At 32.6% G+C, this 17,152-nt stretch carries 20 protein-coding genes; 14 read left to right on the top strand and 6 right to left on the bottom strand.

The genetic code is table 11. The features are described from left to right. Nucleotides 1-130 precede the first annotated feature (130 nt). Nucleotides 131-1,165, bottom strand: a complete 1,035-nt coding sequence (locus tag AC2D6V_RS07750) for an RluA family pseudouridine synthase (protein ID WP_484647486.1) — start codon at nt 1,163-1,165, stop codon at nt 131-133. 3 nt (nt 1,166-1,168) lie between these two features. Further along, nucleotides 1,169-1,723 carry a PASTA domain-containing protein gene (locus AC2D6V_RS07745; RefSeq protein WP_484647485.1) on the bottom strand — a complete coding sequence of 185 codons (555 nt, stop codon included), beginning with the start codon at nt 1,721-1,723 and terminating at the stop codon, nt 1,169-1,171. Between the two features lie 165 nt (nt 1,724-1,888). On the opposite strand from AC2D6V_RS07745, the gene AC2D6V_RS07740 reads away from it, so the two are divergent. The 4 genes from AC2D6V_RS07740 (at nt 1,889) to AC2D6V_RS07725 (ending at nt 4,414) form a co-directional block, all read left to right on the top strand. Then, the gene (locus AC2D6V_RS07740) at nt 1,889-2,869 is read left to right on the top strand and encodes a D-alanine--D-alanine ligase (RefSeq protein ID WP_484647484.1); all 981 of its coding nucleotides are present in this window, start codon (nt 1,889-1,891) and stop codon (nt 2,867-2,869) included. 150 nt (nt 2,870-3,019) lie between these two features. Beyond that, complete coding sequence (gene coaD / locus AC2D6V_RS07735; protein WP_484647483.1) at nt 3,020-3,475, top strand: pantetheine-phosphate adenylyltransferase; 456 nt, start codon at nt 3,020-3,022, stop codon at nt 3,473-3,475. Continuing rightward, nucleotides 3,475-3,885, top strand: a complete 411-nt coding sequence (locus AC2D6V_RS07730; protein WP_484647482.1) for a VOC family protein — start codon at nt 3,475-3,477, stop codon at nt 3,883-3,885. Before coaD ends, AC2D6V_RS07730 begins: the two co-directional genes overlap by 1 nt. Nucleotides 3,886-3,967: 82 nt before the next feature. Then, nucleotides 3,968-4,414 carry a HEAT repeat domain-containing protein gene (locus AC2D6V_RS07725; RefSeq protein WP_484647481.1) on the top strand — a complete coding sequence of 149 codons (447 nt, stop codon included), beginning with the start codon at nt 3,968-3,970 and terminating at the stop codon, nt 4,412-4,414. A gap of 150 nt (nt 4,415-4,564) precedes the next feature. Here AC2D6V_RS07725 and AC2D6V_RS07720 read toward each other — a convergent pair whose 3' ends face one another. Further along, on the bottom strand, nt 4,565-6,178 hold the full coding sequence (locus tag AC2D6V_RS07720; protein ID WP_484647480.1) for a SulP family inorganic anion transporter: 1,614 nt from the start codon (nt 6,176-6,178) through the stop codon (nt 4,565-4,567). Between the two features lie 137 nt (nt 6,179-6,315). Between AC2D6V_RS07720 and AC2D6V_RS07715 the strand changes: the two genes are divergently transcribed. After that, entirely contained in the window at nt 6,316-8,052 is a 1,737-nt protein-coding gene (locus tag AC2D6V_RS07715) for a M14 family metallopeptidase (protein ID WP_484647479.1), read from the top strand. A gap of 4 nt (nt 8,053-8,056) precedes the next feature. Here the strand turns inward: AC2D6V_RS07715 and AC2D6V_RS07710 are convergent, their stop codons facing one another. Continuing rightward, nucleotides 8,057-8,638, bottom strand: a complete 582-nt coding sequence (locus tag AC2D6V_RS07710) for an NUDIX hydrolase (protein ID WP_484647478.1) — start codon at nt 8,636-8,638, stop codon at nt 8,057-8,059. A 128-nt stretch (nt 8,639-8,766) separates the two neighbouring features. Here AC2D6V_RS07710 and pyrE point away from each other — a divergent pair, with 128 nt between their 5' ends. Together pyrE and AC2D6V_RS07700 are read left to right on the top strand one after the other, a co-directional pair. After that, nucleotides 8,767-9,411 carry an orotate phosphoribosyltransferase gene (gene pyrE, locus AC2D6V_RS07705; RefSeq protein WP_484647529.1) on the top strand — a complete coding sequence of 215 codons (645 nt, stop codon included), beginning with the start codon at nt 8,767-8,769 and terminating at the stop codon, nt 9,409-9,411. 26 nt (nt 9,412-9,437) lie between these two features. Further along, a complete protein-coding gene (locus tag AC2D6V_RS07700; protein WP_484647477.1) occupies nt 9,438-9,833 on the top strand; it encodes an SRPBCC family protein in 396 nt (131 codons plus the stop codon). Here AC2D6V_RS07700 and AC2D6V_RS07695 read toward each other — a convergent pair. Then, nucleotides 9,830-10,561: a biotin--[acetyl-CoA-carboxylase] ligase gene (locus tag AC2D6V_RS07695; protein WP_484647476.1), complete on the bottom strand. Its 732-nt coding sequence runs from the start codon at nt 10,559-10,561 to the stop codon at nt 9,830-9,832. The genes AC2D6V_RS07700 and AC2D6V_RS07695 overlap by 4 nt on opposite strands. Before the next feature lie 92 nt (nt 10,562-10,653). On the opposite strand from AC2D6V_RS07695, the gene rsfS reads away from it, so the two are divergent. From rsfS to ppk2, 7 genes are all read left to right on the top strand, one after another. Then, a complete protein-coding gene (rsfS, locus tag AC2D6V_RS07690; protein ID WP_484647475.1) occupies nt 10,654-11,025 on the top strand; it encodes a ribosome silencing factor in 372 nt (123 codons plus the stop codon). A gap of 7 nt (nt 11,026-11,032) precedes the next feature. Beyond that, nucleotides 11,033-12,997: an ATP-dependent zinc metalloprotease FtsH gene (gene ftsH / locus AC2D6V_RS07685; RefSeq protein WP_484647474.1), complete on the top strand. Its 1,965-nt coding sequence runs from the start codon at nt 11,033-11,035 to the stop codon at nt 12,995-12,997. 112 nt (nt 12,998-13,109) lie between these two features. Then, complete coding sequence (locus tag AC2D6V_RS07680; RefSeq protein ID WP_484647473.1) at nt 13,110-13,718, top strand: LUD domain-containing protein; 609 nt, start codon at nt 13,110-13,112, stop codon at nt 13,716-13,718. 1 nt (nt 13,719) lies between these two features. Next, nucleotides 13,720-14,541, top strand: coding sequence for a phosphatidate cytidylyltransferase (locus AC2D6V_RS07675; RefSeq protein ID WP_484647472.1), 822 nt, complete (start codon nt 13,720-13,722; stop codon nt 14,539-14,541). Continuing rightward, entirely contained in the window at nt 14,531-15,187 is a 657-nt protein-coding gene (locus AC2D6V_RS07670) for a phosphatidylserine decarboxylase family protein (RefSeq protein WP_484647471.1), read from the top strand. Before AC2D6V_RS07675 ends, AC2D6V_RS07670 begins: the two co-directional genes overlap by 11 nt. Next, nucleotides 15,180-15,446 carry an acyl-CoA-binding protein gene (locus AC2D6V_RS07665; RefSeq protein ID WP_484647470.1) on the top strand — a complete coding sequence of 89 codons (267 nt, stop codon included), beginning with the start codon at nt 15,180-15,182 and terminating at the stop codon, nt 15,444-15,446. The genes AC2D6V_RS07670 and AC2D6V_RS07665 overlap by 8 nt, the downstream gene beginning before the upstream one ends. 110 nt (nt 15,447-15,556) lie before the next feature. Further along, on the top strand, nt 15,557-16,336 hold the full coding sequence (gene ppk2, locus AC2D6V_RS07660; protein WP_484647469.1) for a polyphosphate kinase 2: 780 nt from the start codon (nt 15,557-15,559) through the stop codon (nt 16,334-16,336). 97 nt (nt 16,337-16,433) lie between these two features. On the opposite strand, the gene lipB is transcribed toward ppk2, so the two are convergent. Beyond that, nucleotides 16,434-17,132, bottom strand: a complete 699-nt coding sequence (gene lipB, locus AC2D6V_RS07655; protein WP_484647468.1) for a lipoyl(octanoyl) transferase LipB — start codon at nt 17,130-17,132, stop codon at nt 16,434-16,436. Between the last annotated feature and the right edge of the window lie 20 nt (nt 17,133-17,152).

The following is a 17,152-nucleotide window of genomic DNA, read 5'->3' as shown; positions in this document are numbered from 1 at the left end:
TCCAAAATAAAAGTATAAATCAAACGGCTAGATTTGGGCGGAAGAATCCTGCGGATGATTCCACAACGAAATCATAGCTAGGAACGTTAAACGAAATCTCGAAAATTTAAATAATTCTTGCCTTAAAAACTTACATCTCTTGATGTTTAGTATAACCTCGCCACTTTTCTATACACTGTTGCATATCTTGTGGAACAGGTGTTTCAAATTTCATAAACTCACCTGTTGTGGGATGCTCGAAACCTAAAGTTTTCGCGTGAAGTGCTTGTCTTGGTAAGACTTTAAAACAATTATCAACAAACTGCTTGTACTTTGTAAAAGTTGTTCCTTTTAATATTCTTTCACCGCCATAACGTTCATCATTAAAAAGCGTGTGCCCAATGTGCTTCATATGTACGCGAATTTGATGGGTACGTCCTGTTTCTAATTTACAAGACACCAAAGTCACATAGCCTAAACGTTCTAATACTTTGTAATGTGTTATGGCTGGTTTTCCTTTATCGGCCTCATCATCTAAATAAACCGTGTTTTGTAATCGATTTTTAGGATGCCGTCCAATATTCCCTTCAATAGTTCCCTCATCTTCATCAACATTCCCCCAAACTATAGCAACATACTCACGTTCACTCGTTTTATTTGCAAACTGTAAAGACAAATGCGCCATGGCCTGTTCGGTTTTAGCAACTACTAAAAGTCCGCTTGTATCTTTATCAATTCGGTGTACCAATCCTGGGCGTTCGCTTGAATTATTAGGTAGATTATCAAACCTGTGAATCAAAGCATTAATTAACGTACCTGAATAATTTCCATGACCTGGATGCACAACCATACCTGCAGGTTTATTAACCACTAATAAGTCGTCATCTTCATAAACCACATCAATTGGAATATCTTCTCCTACCAATAAATTTTCAAAAGGCGGGTGCGAAAACAATACTCTAATTTTATCAAATGGTTTTACTTTGTAATTAGATTTTACTGCAACTTCGTTTACAAAAACACTTCCGTTTTTTGCAGCAGCCTGTATTTTGTTTCGGGTTGCGTTTTCGACAAAATTCATTAAGTATTTATCAATACGTAAAGGAGCTTGCCCTTTATCTACTGTAAATGCATGGTGTTCGTAAAGATTATCTTCGTCTGGCATTTGCGGTGTGTAGTCGTCCATTATCTAAGGTCTATTACCATTACCAAGCACCAAATCGATAACCGATGTTTTTCGAAGCATATCTCCTGGCTTAATGGTTTTTCCTTTATAAAGCATTCTTAGAACCAAATCTTTACCAATATTGTTTTCATAAGTAAGCTTACCAACTCGAAAACCTAAAGCTTCTAGAGTAGGTTTTGCCTGTCTAAAAGTACGTTCCTTTAAGTCTGGAACTAAAATTTTTCTATATCCAGAAGGATTAAGTGTTAAGTATATTTTTCTGTTTTCCTTTACTTTAGATCCAGCAAGTGGCTCTTGCTCAATCACTGAAAACTTAGGATATTTTGGGTTAAAGTTAGCAGAATCCTGTATTTGCATTACTAAATTATTCTCTTCTAATTCTATTTTTGCAACGCTAATCGATTTACCAGTTAGGTTTGGAACAGTCTCAAAATCGCCATGATTTGTAGACACTTTTAGCCATTTCAAAATAATAAAACATAAAACGATTAAGGCCACAATAGCCAATGCCATTTGCTTTAAAAAAGTTTTGCTTGAAAGAAATTTAATGATGCTCATTTACAGAATTTTCAATTAGGCAAATATATAAAAACCGAACTGTTTTTTCTTTTGCTATTTATATGATATTTTAGCTATACCTAATTTAGATACGTTTTATTGTTGGGTTTGGACTGATAGGAATTACATTTATAAGATTTCCGTCTTCACAGAAATAGATGAAATATGCTTACAAAAAAAAATATAGCCATTATTATGGGCGGATATTCTAGCGAATATCAGATTTCTTTAAAAAGCGGCAACGTTGTTTTTGAAACTTTAGATAGCTCCAAATACAATGGATATCGCATCCATATTTTTAAAGACAAATGGGTGTTTGTAGATTCTAATAATGCTGAATTTCCTATTGATAAAAATGATTTCTCAGCAAGAGTTGCTAATCAAGTTATTCGCTTTGACTGCGTCTTTAACGCCATTCATGGGTCTCCTGGAGAAGATGGTTTTATGCAAGGTTATTTCAATTTATTAAATATCCCACATACAAGTTGCGATATGTACCAAGCTAGTTTAACTTTTAATAAGCGTGATTGCTTAAGTGTGTTAAAACCTTACGGCATAAAAACTGCTGAATCGTTTTATCTAAATCTTGGCGATACTATTAATGAAGTTGACATCATTAATAAAGTTGGCTTACCCTGTTTTGTAAAAGCCAATAAAGCAGGCAGTAGTTTCGGTATTACCAAAGTGCACAAAAGAGAAAACTTACAAAATGCTATTGACGTAGCTTTTAAAGAAGATAACGAAATTATTATTGAATCTTATTTAGATGGTACCGAAGTATCCGTTGGTGTTATAACCTATAAAGGTGCTACTAAAGTTTTACCTATTACTGAAATTGTTTCTGAAAACGATTTTTTCGATTACGAGGCTAAATACTTAGGAAAATCTCAAGAAATAACACCTGCACGATTAAGTGAAGAGCAAGAAGAAAAAGTAAATAGAGAAGCAAAAAAAGTATATGAGATTTTAAAAATGAAAGGCTTCTCAAGAAGTGAATTTATATTCAAAGATGGTGAACCTCATTTGTTAGAAATGAATACCGTTCCAGGGCTTACCAGAGAAAGTATTTTACCTCAACAAGCCGCAGCTGCAGGAATTAGCCTTAGTGACTTGTTTGATAATGCAATACAGGAGGCATTGAAGTAGTATTTAATTTAATATATCGGTAGTCATCAAAAAATACTATATTTGATAAGCATTGGTATTACTTGTCATTCCGCACTTGGTGCGGAATCCATCAAGAATCGTATAACTTTAAAAAGATTCCTGCCCTTGCAGGAATGACAAAAGTAGAAAATGAAACGTGCATTATTCCCAGGATCTTTCGATCCTTTAACTTTAGGACACTACGATATTATAAAACGTGGCATCACACTTTTTGATGAAATTATTGTGGCTATAGGTGTTAATGGAAGCAAAAAATATATGTTCTCACTTGAAGAACGAAAAGCATTTATTGAAAAAGCATTTGCCGATGAACCAAAAGTAAAAGTAGCAACTTATGAGGGTTTAACAGTCGACTTCTGTAAAGAAATTGACGTTGAATTTATTTTACGCGGATTAAGAAATCCTGCCGATTTTGAATTTGAAAAAGCTATTGCACATACCAATCGAGACCTCGCTCCTATTGAAACTATTTTCCTGTTAACATCTGCACAAACATCCTATATTGCTTCTTCTATAGTCCGCGATGTCATTAGAAATAATGGAGATTATACGAAATTGGTACCAGATAGCGTAAGAGTAAAATAATGTCTGCATTTAACATTAACTTTCTAGACCACGTTGCTATTCGTGCTAAAAACATGAATATCTCTATTGAATGGTATACAAAAGTTATGGGCTTAAAAAAATACCAACTCGAAAAATGGGGTGAGTTTCCTGTATTTATGCTTTCTGGTAAAACTGGAATAGCAATTTTTCCAGCAAATCTTAATGATGAAAAAGTTGTTTTATCATCTAAAAATGTTAAGATAGATCATTTTGCTTTCAATGTTTCAAATAGTGATTTTAAAAAAGCTCAAGAATATTTCAATTCTATAAATGAGCCTTTTCAATTTCAAGATCATTATTACTTTCACTCTATCTATCTCAAAGATCCTGATAATCATACAGTCGAACTTACTACTATTTTAGTCGATGAAAGTTCATTTTATATTTAAAAATTACTTTATCCTAGAATGAAATTAATGTAACATTTCTTGTTTATTTTATACTTATAAGTAACGGTTATTCCAACTTATTATGCTACATCAAATTATTTATTTCCTTTTTAAATTAAGACTTATTCAGCCTTCTGAAAAGATCATTTTCTATTGGGAGCAAACTGAACAAGTTGATAAGCTAGAATATGCCTTAAAACACGGAAATTATAAAACTAGAAAATTAGCAGCAGAAGCTTTAGAGCATGTTGGTAAACCATCATCAATTCCTGCACTTCTTAACTGCATCTATGACAAAGTACATAATGTTTCTTTGGCTTGCTTAAATGCACATGAGCGTGTAAGTCCTTCAGAAGAAATGATAAAAAACGTTATAAAAAAGTGTTTTACTTGGGATAAAGAAACACGCGAAAAGGAAGTAAAATATCAAGAAAATAGAAATAAAAAATACAAAATCTATAGATGGGAACGCGCTAGTAAAAAGTCTTTTGACCGAGTAAAGGAACAATTGAAAAGACCTATGAGATAGCTAATGGCTAATGGCTAATGGCTAATGGCTAATGGCTAATGGCTAATGGCTAATGGCTAATGGCTAATGGCTAATGGCTAATGGCTAATGGCTAATGGCTAATGGCTAATGGCTAATGGCTAATGGCTAAAATTTACACTTTTAACTTTACTACAACTTATACTCTGATAACCCTTTAGTGAAAGCTTCAGGGTTTTCGGCTAAGTGATAACGTGGATCGTCTATATCTTCAACAATAACTTCTCTAAACTTAGGACTAGATTTATAAAGCAATATTTTACAGTCTTCACTCAGGTGTTTCAATTTAATTTGCTTGCCTACAGCTTCATATTTATTCACCAAATTAAATATCGCCTCTATAGCCGAATGATCACTAATACGAGATTCAACAAAATCAACTTCTACCTTGTCCGGATCATTCTTAACATCAAACTTTTCGTTAAAAGCTATTATAGAACCAAAGAATAAAGGACCCCAAATTTCATAGATTTTTGTTCCATCTTCACGCATACGCTTACGGGCTCGAATACGTTTTGCATTTTCCCAAGAAAATACCAAAGCACTAATAATAACTCCCGCAATTACCGCAATAGCCAAATCAAAAATAACGGTTAATGCAGACACGGCAACTAATACAATAACATCGCTAAATGGAATTTTGTTTAAAATTCTAAAACTACTCCATGCAAAAGTCCCTATAACTACCATAAACATAACACCTACTAAGGCAGCTATTGGAATTTGTTCAATATAACTAGATGCAAAAAGAATAAACATTAATAATAGTACTGCGGCCACAATTCCGGACAAGCGTGTTCTACCCCCTGACTTAATATTAATTAATGACTGACCAATCATAGCACAACCTCCCATACCACCAAAAAAGCCAGTGACAATGTTAGCACCACCTTGTGCCATACATTCTCGATTAGCATTACCTCTTGTTTCTGTTAATTCGTCAATTAAATTAAGAGTCATCAACGATTCAATAAGACCAATGGCTGCAAGAATTAAAGCATATGGGCCAATAAACCAAAGTGTTTGCAGATTAAAAGGTACTTTACTTAAAATATCTGTTTGAAATTGTGGAAGTCCTCCTTTTAGGCCTTCTCCTCCTCCATCGGTTATAAAACTACCAACAGTAGCTGCATCTAAATTTCCAAAAATTACAATAGCAGATACCACTAAAATTGCTACTAAAGCCTCTGGTAATTTTTTTGTAAGCTTGGGTAGCCCAAACATAATCCCCATAGTTAGAGCAACTAAAGCAACCATAATCCAAAGTGAATTGCCAGAAAACCAATCACCATTTGCATCTTTAAACATGCCCAATTGGGATAAAAATATAACAATGGCTAATCCGTTTACAAAGCCCATCATTACTGGATGCGGAATCAATCTAACAAACTTACCTAACTTTAAAACACCCGCTAACATTTGAATAACACCCATTAATATTACGGTGGCAAATAAGTAATATAGACCTAGTTGTTCACTAGCTTCACCCATGGCATTTCCTTCTGCAACCAAACTCACCATCACCACAGCTAATGCTCCTGTAGCTCCACTAATCATACCTGGTCGTCCTCCAAAAATAGAAGTAATTAAACCAATCATAAAAGCTGCATACAAACCTACTAATGGATCTACACCCGCAACGAACGCAAAAGCCACTGCCTCTGGAACTAACGCCAATGAAACCGTAATTCCACTTAAAATATCATTCTTGGCATTTGTTGTACGCTTTCTAATAAATTCAGTCATGATTTGTATTTTACAAGCTGCAAATTTACAGTTAAAATGTTGAAGCGCAAGTTGTATTAGTATATTTTGAAAATAGAAATGCTAAAACGTTTGAGTAATAAAACAATATAATTGTAGCTTTATAAAAATTTTATTGAATGAAAGCAATTCTTGTTATTTTAATCGTTTTAGTTTCCTGTAATTCCAGCAATGAACAACCTTATTATGATTTTGAAACTCACTTTGAAATATCCAAAGGATTAGAAACTGCTACTTACCAACAAACGATTCAATTTTATGAAAACCTAGCTGAAGCTTTTCCAGAAATAGCAATAGATAGTATTGGAGTAACCGATTCTGGAAAACCATTACATATTGTGACGTTAAATAAGGACTTAGAATTTAACTTTTCAGAAATAAGAAAAAACGAAAAACGCATTCTATTAATTATGAATGGTATCCACCCCGGAGAGTCCGATGGCATTGATGCTACAATGATGCTATATAGAGATTTGGTTAATGACAAAATTGAAACACCTAAAAATACGGTTTTAGTTACTATTCCTATTTATAATATTGGCGGGAGTTTAAATAGAAATTCTACTACAAGAACCAATCAAAATGGGCCAAAAGAGTATGGATTTAGAGGAAATGCTAGAAACTATGACCTTAATCGAGATTTTATAAAATGTGACACAAAAAATGCCAAAACATTTACTCAAATTTTTCACTTGATAAAACCCGATGTTTTCATTGACAATCATGTAAGCAACGGTGCTGATTATCAATACACACTAACACATTTATTTACACAACATAATAAACTCGGTGGTGATTTAGGTGATTATTTGCATACCGAAATGATACCTAAGCTTGAACAAAAACTAGCCGAAAAGAAATGGGACATTACACCATACGTAAATGTTTTTAATCAAGCTCCAAAAGAAGGATTTTCTCAATTCCTAGACTATCCTAGGTATTCCGTTGGTTACACCGCACTATTTAATACTTTGGGCATTACCGTTGAAACTCATATGCTTAAGCCATACAAACAACGTGTTGAAGGCACTTATGACCTAATGAAAAGTATGATTGAAATTACCGAAAAAGATGGTAAAGAGATATCGAACATTAGAAAAAATATGTTATTAGAACTATATAAAAACAGATCATATGCTCTTGACTGGACTGTTGATACCACGAAAGTTTCAACTATAAAATTTAAAGGCTATGAGGCTGATAAATTCCTCAGTGAGATTACCGGGTTTAAAAGATTGAAATATGACCAAACAAAACCCTTCAACAGAGAAATTGCATATCAAAATTATTTTAAACCGAGCTTAGAAGTGACAATCCCCAAAGCCTATATTATACCACAAGGATGGCATCGTATTATTGATTTACTAATACTAAATGAAGTGGAAATGATTCAAATTGAAAAAGATACTCTTATCGCGGTTGAGTCCTACAGGATTAGTGATTACAAAACTCGGCAACAACCTTATGAAGGACATTATCAACACTATGATGTAGTTCTATCAAAATCCAATGAAGATATTAATTTTAGAAAAGGTGACTATCTAATTAAAACAAACCAACCTTCAATAAGATATATTTTAGAAACTTTGGAACCACAAGGACCAGATTCATTTTTTAATTGGAATTTTTTTGATACTATTTTACAACAGAAAGAAGGGTTTTCTCCTTATGTATGGGAAGACAAAGCTTTGGAATTACTAGAAAACAACCCAGAATTAGAAGCGACTTTCAAACGCCGTAAAAAAGATTTGACAGAGTTTAGAAATAGTTGGTATGAACAACTGGACTGGTTACATAAACAAAGTATCCATTATGAAAAGGCGCATTTGCAATATCCTATTTACAGAATTAATTGAATAACTAAACTAGTTTTCTAATATTGGCATAAGAATTTTTCAATGCCTCTTTAATTTCTGTTTCACCAAGCCAAGATACTTTAGTAATCCCTTCTTCTTCTTGTGCAAATAAATCACCTTTAAAACTAGTCTTCATTTCAAACCAATAAGTGATTTTAATTTTATAACGCCCATTACGCTTAAAAATATGATAAGTAGTTTCTATGCGCTTTATGATTTCCAATCCAGCCACACCCGTTTCTTCCATAACCTCCCGCAACGCAGTCTTTTCAATAGTTTCATTGCCTTCAGTTTTCCCCTTTGGCAAATCCCATTTATTGTTTCTATAAATGAATAAAACCGCACCTTCATCATTATAAACTTTTCCTCCTCCAGCAATTACATTAGGAAGTTTTTTTAAAAACTTTTTAAGAAGTTTATCTTTATTTTTATGAATCAAGCGAACTTCGTTTAAAGAAGTTGTATTAAGTCGTTTAATAACTTTAGCCATATTCGCTGTTTCCAACAAATAATTCTTAAAACCGTTCTCCAATTCAACCTTGTCTGTTATTACAATAGGTTTATCTCCAACAAAAACTTGATACATGTTATATTTAATAGTTCGCTGTTGGTAAAAATATCATTTTTAATAACACTTTTAACATTGTTGAAAAAAATATTTTAATTCAGTTTTAAGCACTATGTAGAACTAAATTTATGCGTAATTTTGCAACTATGATTTTCAACAAACATACCGCTAGAAAAACAGCCGAAGTTCTATTGCAAATTAATGCTATAAAACTAAATCCAAAAGAGCCATTTACTTGGGCATCAGGCTGGAAATCACCAATTTATTGTGATAATCGAATCATTTTATCTTTTCCTCCAATTCGTAATTACATACGAGAAACTATAGGGAAACAAATTGAAAAACAGTATGGCAAACCAGATGTTATTGCTGGTGTTGCTACTGGTGCCATTGGTATCGGTATGCTTGTAGCAGAATATTTAGGACTACCATTTATTTATGTAAGGCCAGATGCTAAAGGACATGGTCGTAAAAACCAAATTGAAGGTTTTATTGAAAGTGGGCAAAATGTAGTAGTAGTTGAAGATTTAATTAGTACAGGAAAAAGTAGTTTGAATGCGGTAAAAGCACTTCGTGAAGCTGGCGTAAATGTAAAAGGTATGATAGCCATTTTTACTTATGGATTTGATGTTGCAAAAGAAAATTTTGAAAAGCATGAAGTCAAGTTACAAACTCTTGGTAATTATGAAAGCCTATTAGAACAAGCTGCTTATACAAATTATATTTCTGAAAAAGAATTAAAGACTTTATCGGAATGGAATTCCAATCCAAGTAAATGGAACGCTAATTGATATATCTATTCTAATAATATAAATACATGAATTTAGAATCACCAAATATTACTGTGAATAAATCTTCTCAAGAAGTTTTTGAATTTTTAACAGATGTCAAAAATTTCGAATCTCTAATGCCTGAAAACATAAGTAAATTTGAACTATTAGAGGATGATAAGTTTTTATTTGCACTTAAAGGTATGCCAGAGATAATTCTTCAAAAGAAGGAAGCAATAGCACCTAACAAAATTGTTCTAGGAGCAGCAGGTGGAAAAATAGATTTCTCACTTATTGGTAACATAAAAGATATTGATGAATCGTCTAGCGAAGTTCAATTAGAATTTACTGGTGAATTTAACCCAATGATGGCAATGATGATAAAAGGTCCAATTAAAAAATTTATCGAAACCCTTGTTACTAGTATTCCAAACGCAATTTAATATAATAGCGTAATCTCTTTTAAATCGAATTCTTTAGTAATGTTATCTTCTAATAAAATTTGAAGATTTCCAGAATTAGAAACCCCTTGGATAAATCCAGAGAACGTTGAATCATTACAATTTTTAAATGTAGATGGTTTGTTTTTTCTGAATAAATGACTTTCGTATTCTTGCTTTAAAAAGGCATAATCCTCTTTATGTAAGATGCTGAAGTAATTTTTCAAATTTTCTAATATTACGAGTAATACTTCTTCCAAATTAAAATTGCTCCCAGAAATTAATTTTAATGATGACGCTCTCGGTAAATTTTTAAATTCTGTCTGATTCACATTAAGTCCAATACCTATTATCGATGCGTTAAGATTGTTTTGTTTTATGACATTTTCAATCAGAATACCACAAATCTTCTTGTCTTCTGACAAAATGTCGTTAGGCCATTTTATATGTAGTCTGGGAATTGAGAAACTTTGTAATGCCTTAATTATGGCTAACGCGGTTATCATACTTATACTAAAAGAGGCATCAACATCTAAACCAGAAGCATTCTTAAAGATACTAAACGTAAGGTTTTTAGAAGTTTGAGAGCTCCAAGCAGACCCCATTTGTCCTCTTCCTTGGTTTTGATATTTAGCAGTTACCACGGTATAGTCATCTAGCACTTCTAATGCAATTAACTCCCGCAAATAACTATTTGTAGAATCGATGGCATCAAGTTTGATTATACGCATATAGAGGTTATTAAAAGTTAGAAAATCTTATGATTAATTTAAAGTATAAAGAACTAAAAAAATAATAACTTTGCATAAATTAAAAAATATTAATGGCGAAAGAAAAAATAAGCGCAGACGAGCTAATATCTGTAATAATTAGTGGCATTGAAGATATTAAAGGTAAAGAGATAAATATACTAGATTTAAGAGATATTGAAAATACTGTTTGTGATTACTTCATAATTTGCGAAGGAACTTCGAACACTCAAGTTAACGCCATTGTAAATTCCATACAAAAAAAAGTAAGTAAAGAGCTTAAAGATAACCCTTGGCATACCGAAGGACTTGATAATGCTGAATGGGTTTTAATAGATTACGTTAATGTAGTGGTACATGTGTTTCAGAAACAAATAAGAGACTATTACGACATTGAGAGCCTTTGGGGAGATGCGAAAACAACAGTAATAGAAACTAGTTACTAGAAAAAACATGGCAAACGACAAAAAAAACATAAAAGAAAAAAAACCAAAGTTTAGTCCGTATTGGATTTACGGTATTGTAATAGCTATTTTTATAGGTACTTCGGTATTTAGCAATAGTGGTTTTCAAGAAGGCAAAGAAACCAACCCAACACAATTTTTTCAATTTGTAGAAGATGGTGATGTAGAAAAGGTTGAAATTGTTAATAAACGTGTAGCAAAAGTATATCTTACCAAAGATGCGGTAACTAAAGAAATTCATAGAAGTTCTAAACCTACTACCTTAATTCCAACTGCTACTCAATTGCCAAATTACAAATTTGAATTTGGAGAGTTAGAGATTTTTCAGAATGAATTAAATGAGGTTATAAAATCAAATAATTTAGACTTAGAACCTGTTTACATCACGGAAGAAAATTTTCTAGGTGATTTCCTTTTAGGTATTTTACCTTTTGTATTACTTATTGGTGTTTGGATTTTCATTATGCGCCGTATGTCTGGAGGTGCTGGTGGAGGTGCTGGTGGACAAATTTTTAATATAGGAAAGTCGAAAGCAAAATTATTCGATCAAAACACTGAAGTTAAAACCACTTTTAAAGACGTGGCTGGTTTAGAAGGAGCTAAAGAAGAAGTACAAGAGATTGTAGATTTCTTAAAAAACCCTGAAAAATACACGTCTTTAGGAGGTAAAATTCCTAAAGGGGCATTATTAGTAGGACCTCCAGGAACTGGTAAAACCCTATTAGCCAAAGCTGTTGCTGGTGAGGCAAAAGTGCCTTTCTTTTCTTTATCAGGTTCTGATTTTGTTGAAATGTTTGTTGGTGTAGGAGCTTCTAGGGTTCGTGATTTATTTAAACAAGCAAAAGAGAAATCACCAGCCATTATATTTATTGATGAAATTGATGCTATTGGACGCGCAAGAGGTAAAAACGCGATGTCTGGAAGTAATGATGAACGCGAAAACACCTTAAATCAATTACTAACAGAAATGGATGGTTTTGGTACTAACACTAATGTTATTGTACTTGCTGCTACTAACAGAGCCGATATACTTGATAAAGCCCTAATGCGTGCAGGACGTTTTGATAGGCAGATACATGTGGATTTGCCAAATTTAACTGAGCGACGAGCTATTTTTGAAGTACACCTTAAACCATTGAAAAAAGCAAAAGGTTTAGACGTTGACTTTTTATCAAAGCAAACACCCGGATTCTCTGGAGCAGATATTGCAAACCTTTGTAATGAAGCTGCTTTAATAGCAGCCAGAAAAGGTAAAAAACATGTAGAGAAACAAGATTTTCTAGATGCGGTTGATAGAATTGTTGGTGGATTAGAAAAACGAAGTACGATATTTTCTGAAGAAGAGAAAAACCTCATAGCTTATCATGAAGCTGGACATGCTACAACTAGCTGGTTCTTAGAACATGCTGATCCTTTTGTAAAAGTAACAATTGTACCAAGAGGGCGAAGTTTAGGTGCTGCATGGTATTTGCCTGAAGAAACCCATACAACAAGAACGGAAAAATATCTTGATGAAATTTGTATGACAATGGGTGGTCGTGCCGCTGAAAAGTTGATGTTCGACAAAATCTCTACAGGAGCTATTAGTGATTTACAAAGCGTTACAAAAAAAGCTAAAGCAATGGTAATGATTTATGGCTTAAATGAAAAGGTAGGGAATATTACTTATTATGATCCAGCTGGGGAAAATGGATTTGTAAAACCTTACAGCGAAAAAACAGCTGAATTAATTGATGCTGAAATTAAAAACATTATAGAAACTCAGTATCAAAGAGCAATATCAATATTAACTGAAAAGAAAGATCTACTAATCATACTTGCTGAAAGACTTAGAGAAAGAGAAGTCTTATTTAGAGAAGATTTAGAAGAAATACTTGGTAAACGCCCCTATAGTAATGTTATTAGAAAACCGTCGGAAAAACTCCAAATAGAAAATAAAGACGAAGAAGAATAGTGTTCTCATACTCTTAAACTTAAATTAAAATCTTAAATTAATCGTTAGGTTAATTTAAGATTTTTTATATTTGATAAACTCCAAATTAAATTGTATTAATAGCAGTATGTAAATGAGTCTTTTTAGAAAAATTTTTGGTTTGAAATCTGAAAATAAAGATGAAGAACTAAAATCAAATGACAGAGGCAAATACATGCCTGAAATTAAATTACCAATAGACGAAAGGTTTACTATAAACTTTAAGGCTAATGGTGGTAAATTTTTGTACTGTGAAGACCTAAATGAAATATTCCAAAATTTACAGAGTATTATAAACGAAAATGATTGGCAGGAGAAGAATGTATTAATTATCGATGATCAATTACAAAGTAAATTTCAAAATTCTAATCTCAAAACAACAAATAGAATAAGTGATTCCGCTTTCTTTTTAACTACCTGTGAAAATCTAATTGCAAATGATGGTTCTTTACTTATTTCATCAAGACAAATTTTCGAAAAAAAGCTTCCTGAACTTCCTTTTAACTTTATAGTATTCGCCACAACTAGTCAAATTGTAGAAAGTATTGGTGAAGGCTTAAGAGGTATTAAATCTAATAATAGAAAAAAAATACCAACAAATATTACTACTATAAAACATTTTAAATCTGGAGATGAAAAAGATTTCTTAAGTTATGGAAGTAGTGCTAAAAACCTCTATCTACTGCTTTTAGAAGACTTATAGAATGAAAGAATTTCTTATTCGAGCACTATCCGGTTTACTTTATATTTCATTGTTGATATTATGTCTAAATTTCGAACATGCTTCATTATTACTGTTTTTTGTTTTTGGAATCATTTGTTTGGTTGAATTCAATAAGCTTATTCAACTTAAAAGTAATATACCCTTTTTTATATTTGTGATTCTTTATGCCGTATTTGGTTATTGGCAATTCGTTTTAGACTACGATCAAGGTTTTGATGAAGCTATACAAATCCTAATGGTTTTAACCATTTTTGTTGAGCTTTTTTTAATAAAAGATTTATTTTCAGAGAAAAGGATTCCGCTTTTTATATCAAAACGTTTCATTCTAACCACTTTTTACCTTTCAAGTGGATTTGTATTCTTAACATTGATTGCAAATTATTATGAAGTATATGACCCTAGCATTCTGTTAGGTGCTTTTATATTAGTTTGGGTTAATGACTCCTTCGCTTATTTTGTTGGTAAAAATTTTGGTACGCAGAAACTTTTTGAAAAAATTTCACCTAAAAAAACAGTAGAAGGTTTTCTAGGCGGTTTATTCTTTTCTTGTATAGCCAGTTATTTTATTGCTAACTTTACCGAAAATTTGAGCTTCACTAATTGGCTTATAATTGCTATTATTGTTAGTGTTTTTGGCACAATTGGAGATTTAATCGAATCCAAATTTAAACGCCAAGCCAACGTAAAAGATAGTGGCGTTATTATGCCAGGGCATGGTGGATTACTTGATAGATTAGATAGTATTATTTTTGCCGCACCTTTTATTTATTTATTTTTAAGAATACTCAAGTATGTTTCATAAAGAAGGACATAAAATTATTACAATAACATTTGCAGCTATTTTAGCTGGAATTTTATTGGCTGATAGGTTCATTACTATCCAGTGGTTACAAATATTAATAATGATTGCACTATTAGTATTCTTGGGGCTTATTCTGCAGTTCTTTAGAAATCCCAAACGTCATACAACTTTTAACGAGAAGCATGTGGTTTCTCCAGTAGATGGCAAAGTGGTTGTAATAGAAGAAGTTTTCGAAAAGGAATATTTTAAAGACAAACGTCTTCAAGTAAGTGTTTTTATGTCGCCCCTTAATGTGCATGTTACGCGTTACCCTATAGGAGGTCATGTTATTTTTAGTAAATATCATCCTGGAAAATATTTGGTTGCATGGCACCCAAAAGCAAGTGAAGAAAATGAGCGTACAACGGTTGTAGTAGAAAATGAATCTTACGGAAAGGTTTTATACAGACAAATTGCAGGAGCATTAGCAAAGCGCATTGTAAACTATGCTAAACAAAACGATAAAGTTACACAAGGAGCCGATTCTGGTTTTATTAAATTTGGTTCGAGAGTCGATTTATTTTTACCTTTAGACACAAAAATAAAAGTACAGCTTAATCAAAAAGTAAAAGGCGGAGAGAGTATTATTGCCGATGCAAATGGATAGTATCGATTTAGACATAGAATTTAATGAAGCTGTTGAGCGTGTAAATGCTCATATTGACCCATTCCCAGCCGATACACTACTTAAACTATATGCCTACTATAAAAAAGCCACTAATAATTATCGCAGACCTAAAAGCAAAGAGCCTATAATAAATGCTTTTAAAACTAATGCCCTTTTTCAAGTAGAAAACATCTCTCAAAATAAGGCGAAGCAAGCATATATTGATCTGGTAAAAGATTATTTTCTATACAGAAAGTAGGCCAAAATATTTCCATATATATAATTGTTTTTAGCAAATTTATACTGCTAGATTTTCATTTTTTTATTAACTTGTCTTCTACATCATTCTCCTTTTAAAATGCCTTATATATGTCTAAAGCCAAACCCTTTAACTACGATGAAGAATTAGCAAAGTTACATACAGAACTGGTGCATCTTCAAGAGTGGGTTAAAAAACAAGGATTAAAAGTTGTTATTCTTTTTGAGGGCAGAGATGCCTCTGGAAAAGGAGGTACCATAAAACGTTTTACCGAACCTCTAAATCCTAGAATCTGTAAAGTAGTTGCCTTAGGTGTACCCACAGAAAGAGAAAAAACTCAATGGTATTTCCAGCGGTATGTTCATTATTTGCCAGCTGCAGGAGAGATTGCCCTTTTCGACCGAAGTTGGTATAATCGAGCAGGTGTAGAAAAAGTGATGGGATTTTGTACAGATGAGGAATACAACGAATTTTTGCGTTCTTGCCCAGAATTTGAACGAATGCTAGTGCGTTCCGGTATTATAGTTTTAAAATATTGGTTTTCAGTTAGTGATGAAGAACAAGAAAAACGATTTAAAAACCGTATAAGTAACCCCTTAAAGCGCTGGAAATTTAGTGCAATGGATTTAGAATCACGCTCACGTTGGTTAGAATACTCAAAAGCCAAAGATAATATGTTTGCACATACCGATACTAAGCAAGTTCCTTGGTACGTAGTAAATGCAGATAACAAGAAAAAGGCACGTTTAAACTGTATAAGTCATGTTTTAAGCCAGATTCCTTATGAAAGGATGAATATAAAGCCAATAGAACTTCCTGAATTACCAGATTATAAGGCATATGTACGTCCACCTATGAATTACCAGACCTTTGTACCTGAGAAGTATTAGTGAAACATTTAAGTTTTGTAGTATACTTGATTTTTCAAAAAATTCTTATGTATGATTTGGCGATTAACACAACAAGTAATTAGCAATAAATAAAAGCTTAATAAAACTCTGCCTCAAAAAGTGTTTTAAAATGCTTCAGTAATTTTTCTTTTACTTCAGCTTCATCAACTTGCTTAACCCCTAATTCAACATTAAGAGAAGTAACCGCTTTCCCTTTAATACCACAGGGAATCATTAAATCAAAATAACCCAAATTAGCATTCACATTAAGAGCAAAACCATGCATCGTTACCCAACGACTAGCACGAACTCCCATAGCGCAAATTTTCCTTGCAAATGGCGTACCTACATCCAACCAAACACCTGTTTCTCCATCGCTGCGTTGTGCTTTTAAATCATATTCTGCTAAAGTAAGAATAATCATTTCCTCAAGAAAACGAAGGTATTTATGTATATCGGTAAAAAAATTATCTAAGTCTAAGATAGGATAACCAACAATCTGTCCGGGGCCATGATAGGTTATATCTCCTCCTCTATTCACTTTATAAAAACTAGCCTTTTTGGCTTTCAATTGCGCTTCATCAACTAGTAAATTTGAAATATCACCACTTTTACCTAAAGTATAAACATGCGGATGTTCAACAAACAAGAAATAATTACTTGTTTGCAAATTAGCGTCTTCTCTCCTATTTTTAATTTTGGTTTGAACAATGCCCTTAAACAATTGTTCCTGGTAATCCCAGGTTTGTTTGTAGTCTTTTAAACCTAAATCTTGCAGCTCAATTTGCTTATTCATAGACTGCAAAATTACGACAT

This window comes from Algibacter sp. YIN40, from assembly GCF_057219435.1.
This window is presented reverse-complemented; position numbering and strand designations above follow the sequence as displayed.

Coding starts and splice junctions, on each gene's coding strand:
- AC2D6V_RS07750 (WP_484647486.1), bottom strand. CDS start 1,165: ATGGACGACTACACACCGCAAATGCCAGACGAAGATAATCTTTACGAA.
- AC2D6V_RS07745 (WP_484647485.1), bottom strand. CDS start 1,723: ATGAGCATCATTAAATTTCTTTCAAGCAAAACTTTTTTAAAGCAAATG.
- AC2D6V_RS07740 (WP_484647484.1), top strand. CDS start 1,889: ATGCTTACAAAAAAAAATATAGCCATTATTATGGGCGGATATTCTAGC.
- coaD (WP_484647483.1), top strand. CDS start 3,020: ATGAAACGTGCATTATTCCCAGGATCTTTCGATCCTTTAACTTTAGGA.
- AC2D6V_RS07730 (WP_484647482.1), top strand. CDS start 3,475: ATGTCTGCATTTAACATTAACTTTCTAGACCACGTTGCTATTCGTGCT.
- AC2D6V_RS07725 (WP_484647481.1), top strand. CDS start 3,968: ATGCTACATCAAATTATTTATTTCCTTTTTAAATTAAGACTTATTCAG.
- AC2D6V_RS07720 (WP_484647480.1), bottom strand. CDS start 6,178: ATGACTGAATTTATTAGAAAGCGTACAACAAATGCCAAGAATGATATT.
- AC2D6V_RS07715 (WP_484647479.1), top strand. CDS start 6,316: ATGAAAGCAATTCTTGTTATTTTAATCGTTTTAGTTTCCTGTAATTCC.
- AC2D6V_RS07710 (WP_484647478.1), bottom strand. CDS start 8,638: ATGTATCAAGTTTTTGTTGGAGATAAACCTATTGTAATAACAGACAAG.
- pyrE (WP_484647529.1), top strand. CDS start 8,767: ATGATTTTCAACAAACATACCGCTAGAAAAACAGCCGAAGTTCTATTG.
- AC2D6V_RS07700 (WP_484647477.1), top strand. CDS start 9,438: ATGAATTTAGAATCACCAAATATTACTGTGAATAAATCTTCTCAAGAA.
- AC2D6V_RS07695 (WP_484647476.1), bottom strand. CDS start 10,561: ATGCGTATAATCAAACTTGATGCCATCGATTCTACAAATAGTTATTTG.
- rsfS (WP_484647475.1), top strand. CDS start 10,654: ATGGCGAAAGAAAAAATAAGCGCAGACGAGCTAATATCTGTAATAATT.
- ftsH (WP_484647474.1), top strand. CDS start 11,033: ATGGCAAACGACAAAAAAAACATAAAAGAAAAAAAACCAAAGTTTAGT.
- AC2D6V_RS07680 (WP_484647473.1), top strand. CDS start 13,110: ATGAGTCTTTTTAGAAAAATTTTTGGTTTGAAATCTGAAAATAAAGAT.
- AC2D6V_RS07675 (WP_484647472.1), top strand. CDS start 13,720: ATGAAAGAATTTCTTATTCGAGCACTATCCGGTTTACTTTATATTTCA.
- AC2D6V_RS07670 (WP_484647471.1), top strand. CDS start 14,531: ATGTTTCATAAAGAAGGACATAAAATTATTACAATAACATTTGCAGCT.
- AC2D6V_RS07665 (WP_484647470.1), top strand. CDS start 15,180: ATGGATAGTATCGATTTAGACATAGAATTTAATGAAGCTGTTGAGCGT.
- ppk2 (WP_484647469.1), top strand. CDS start 15,557: ATGTCTAAAGCCAAACCCTTTAACTACGATGAAGAATTAGCAAAGTTA.
- lipB (WP_484647468.1), bottom strand. CDS start 17,132: ATGAATAAGCAAATTGAGCTGCAAGATTTAGGTTTAAAAGACTACAAA.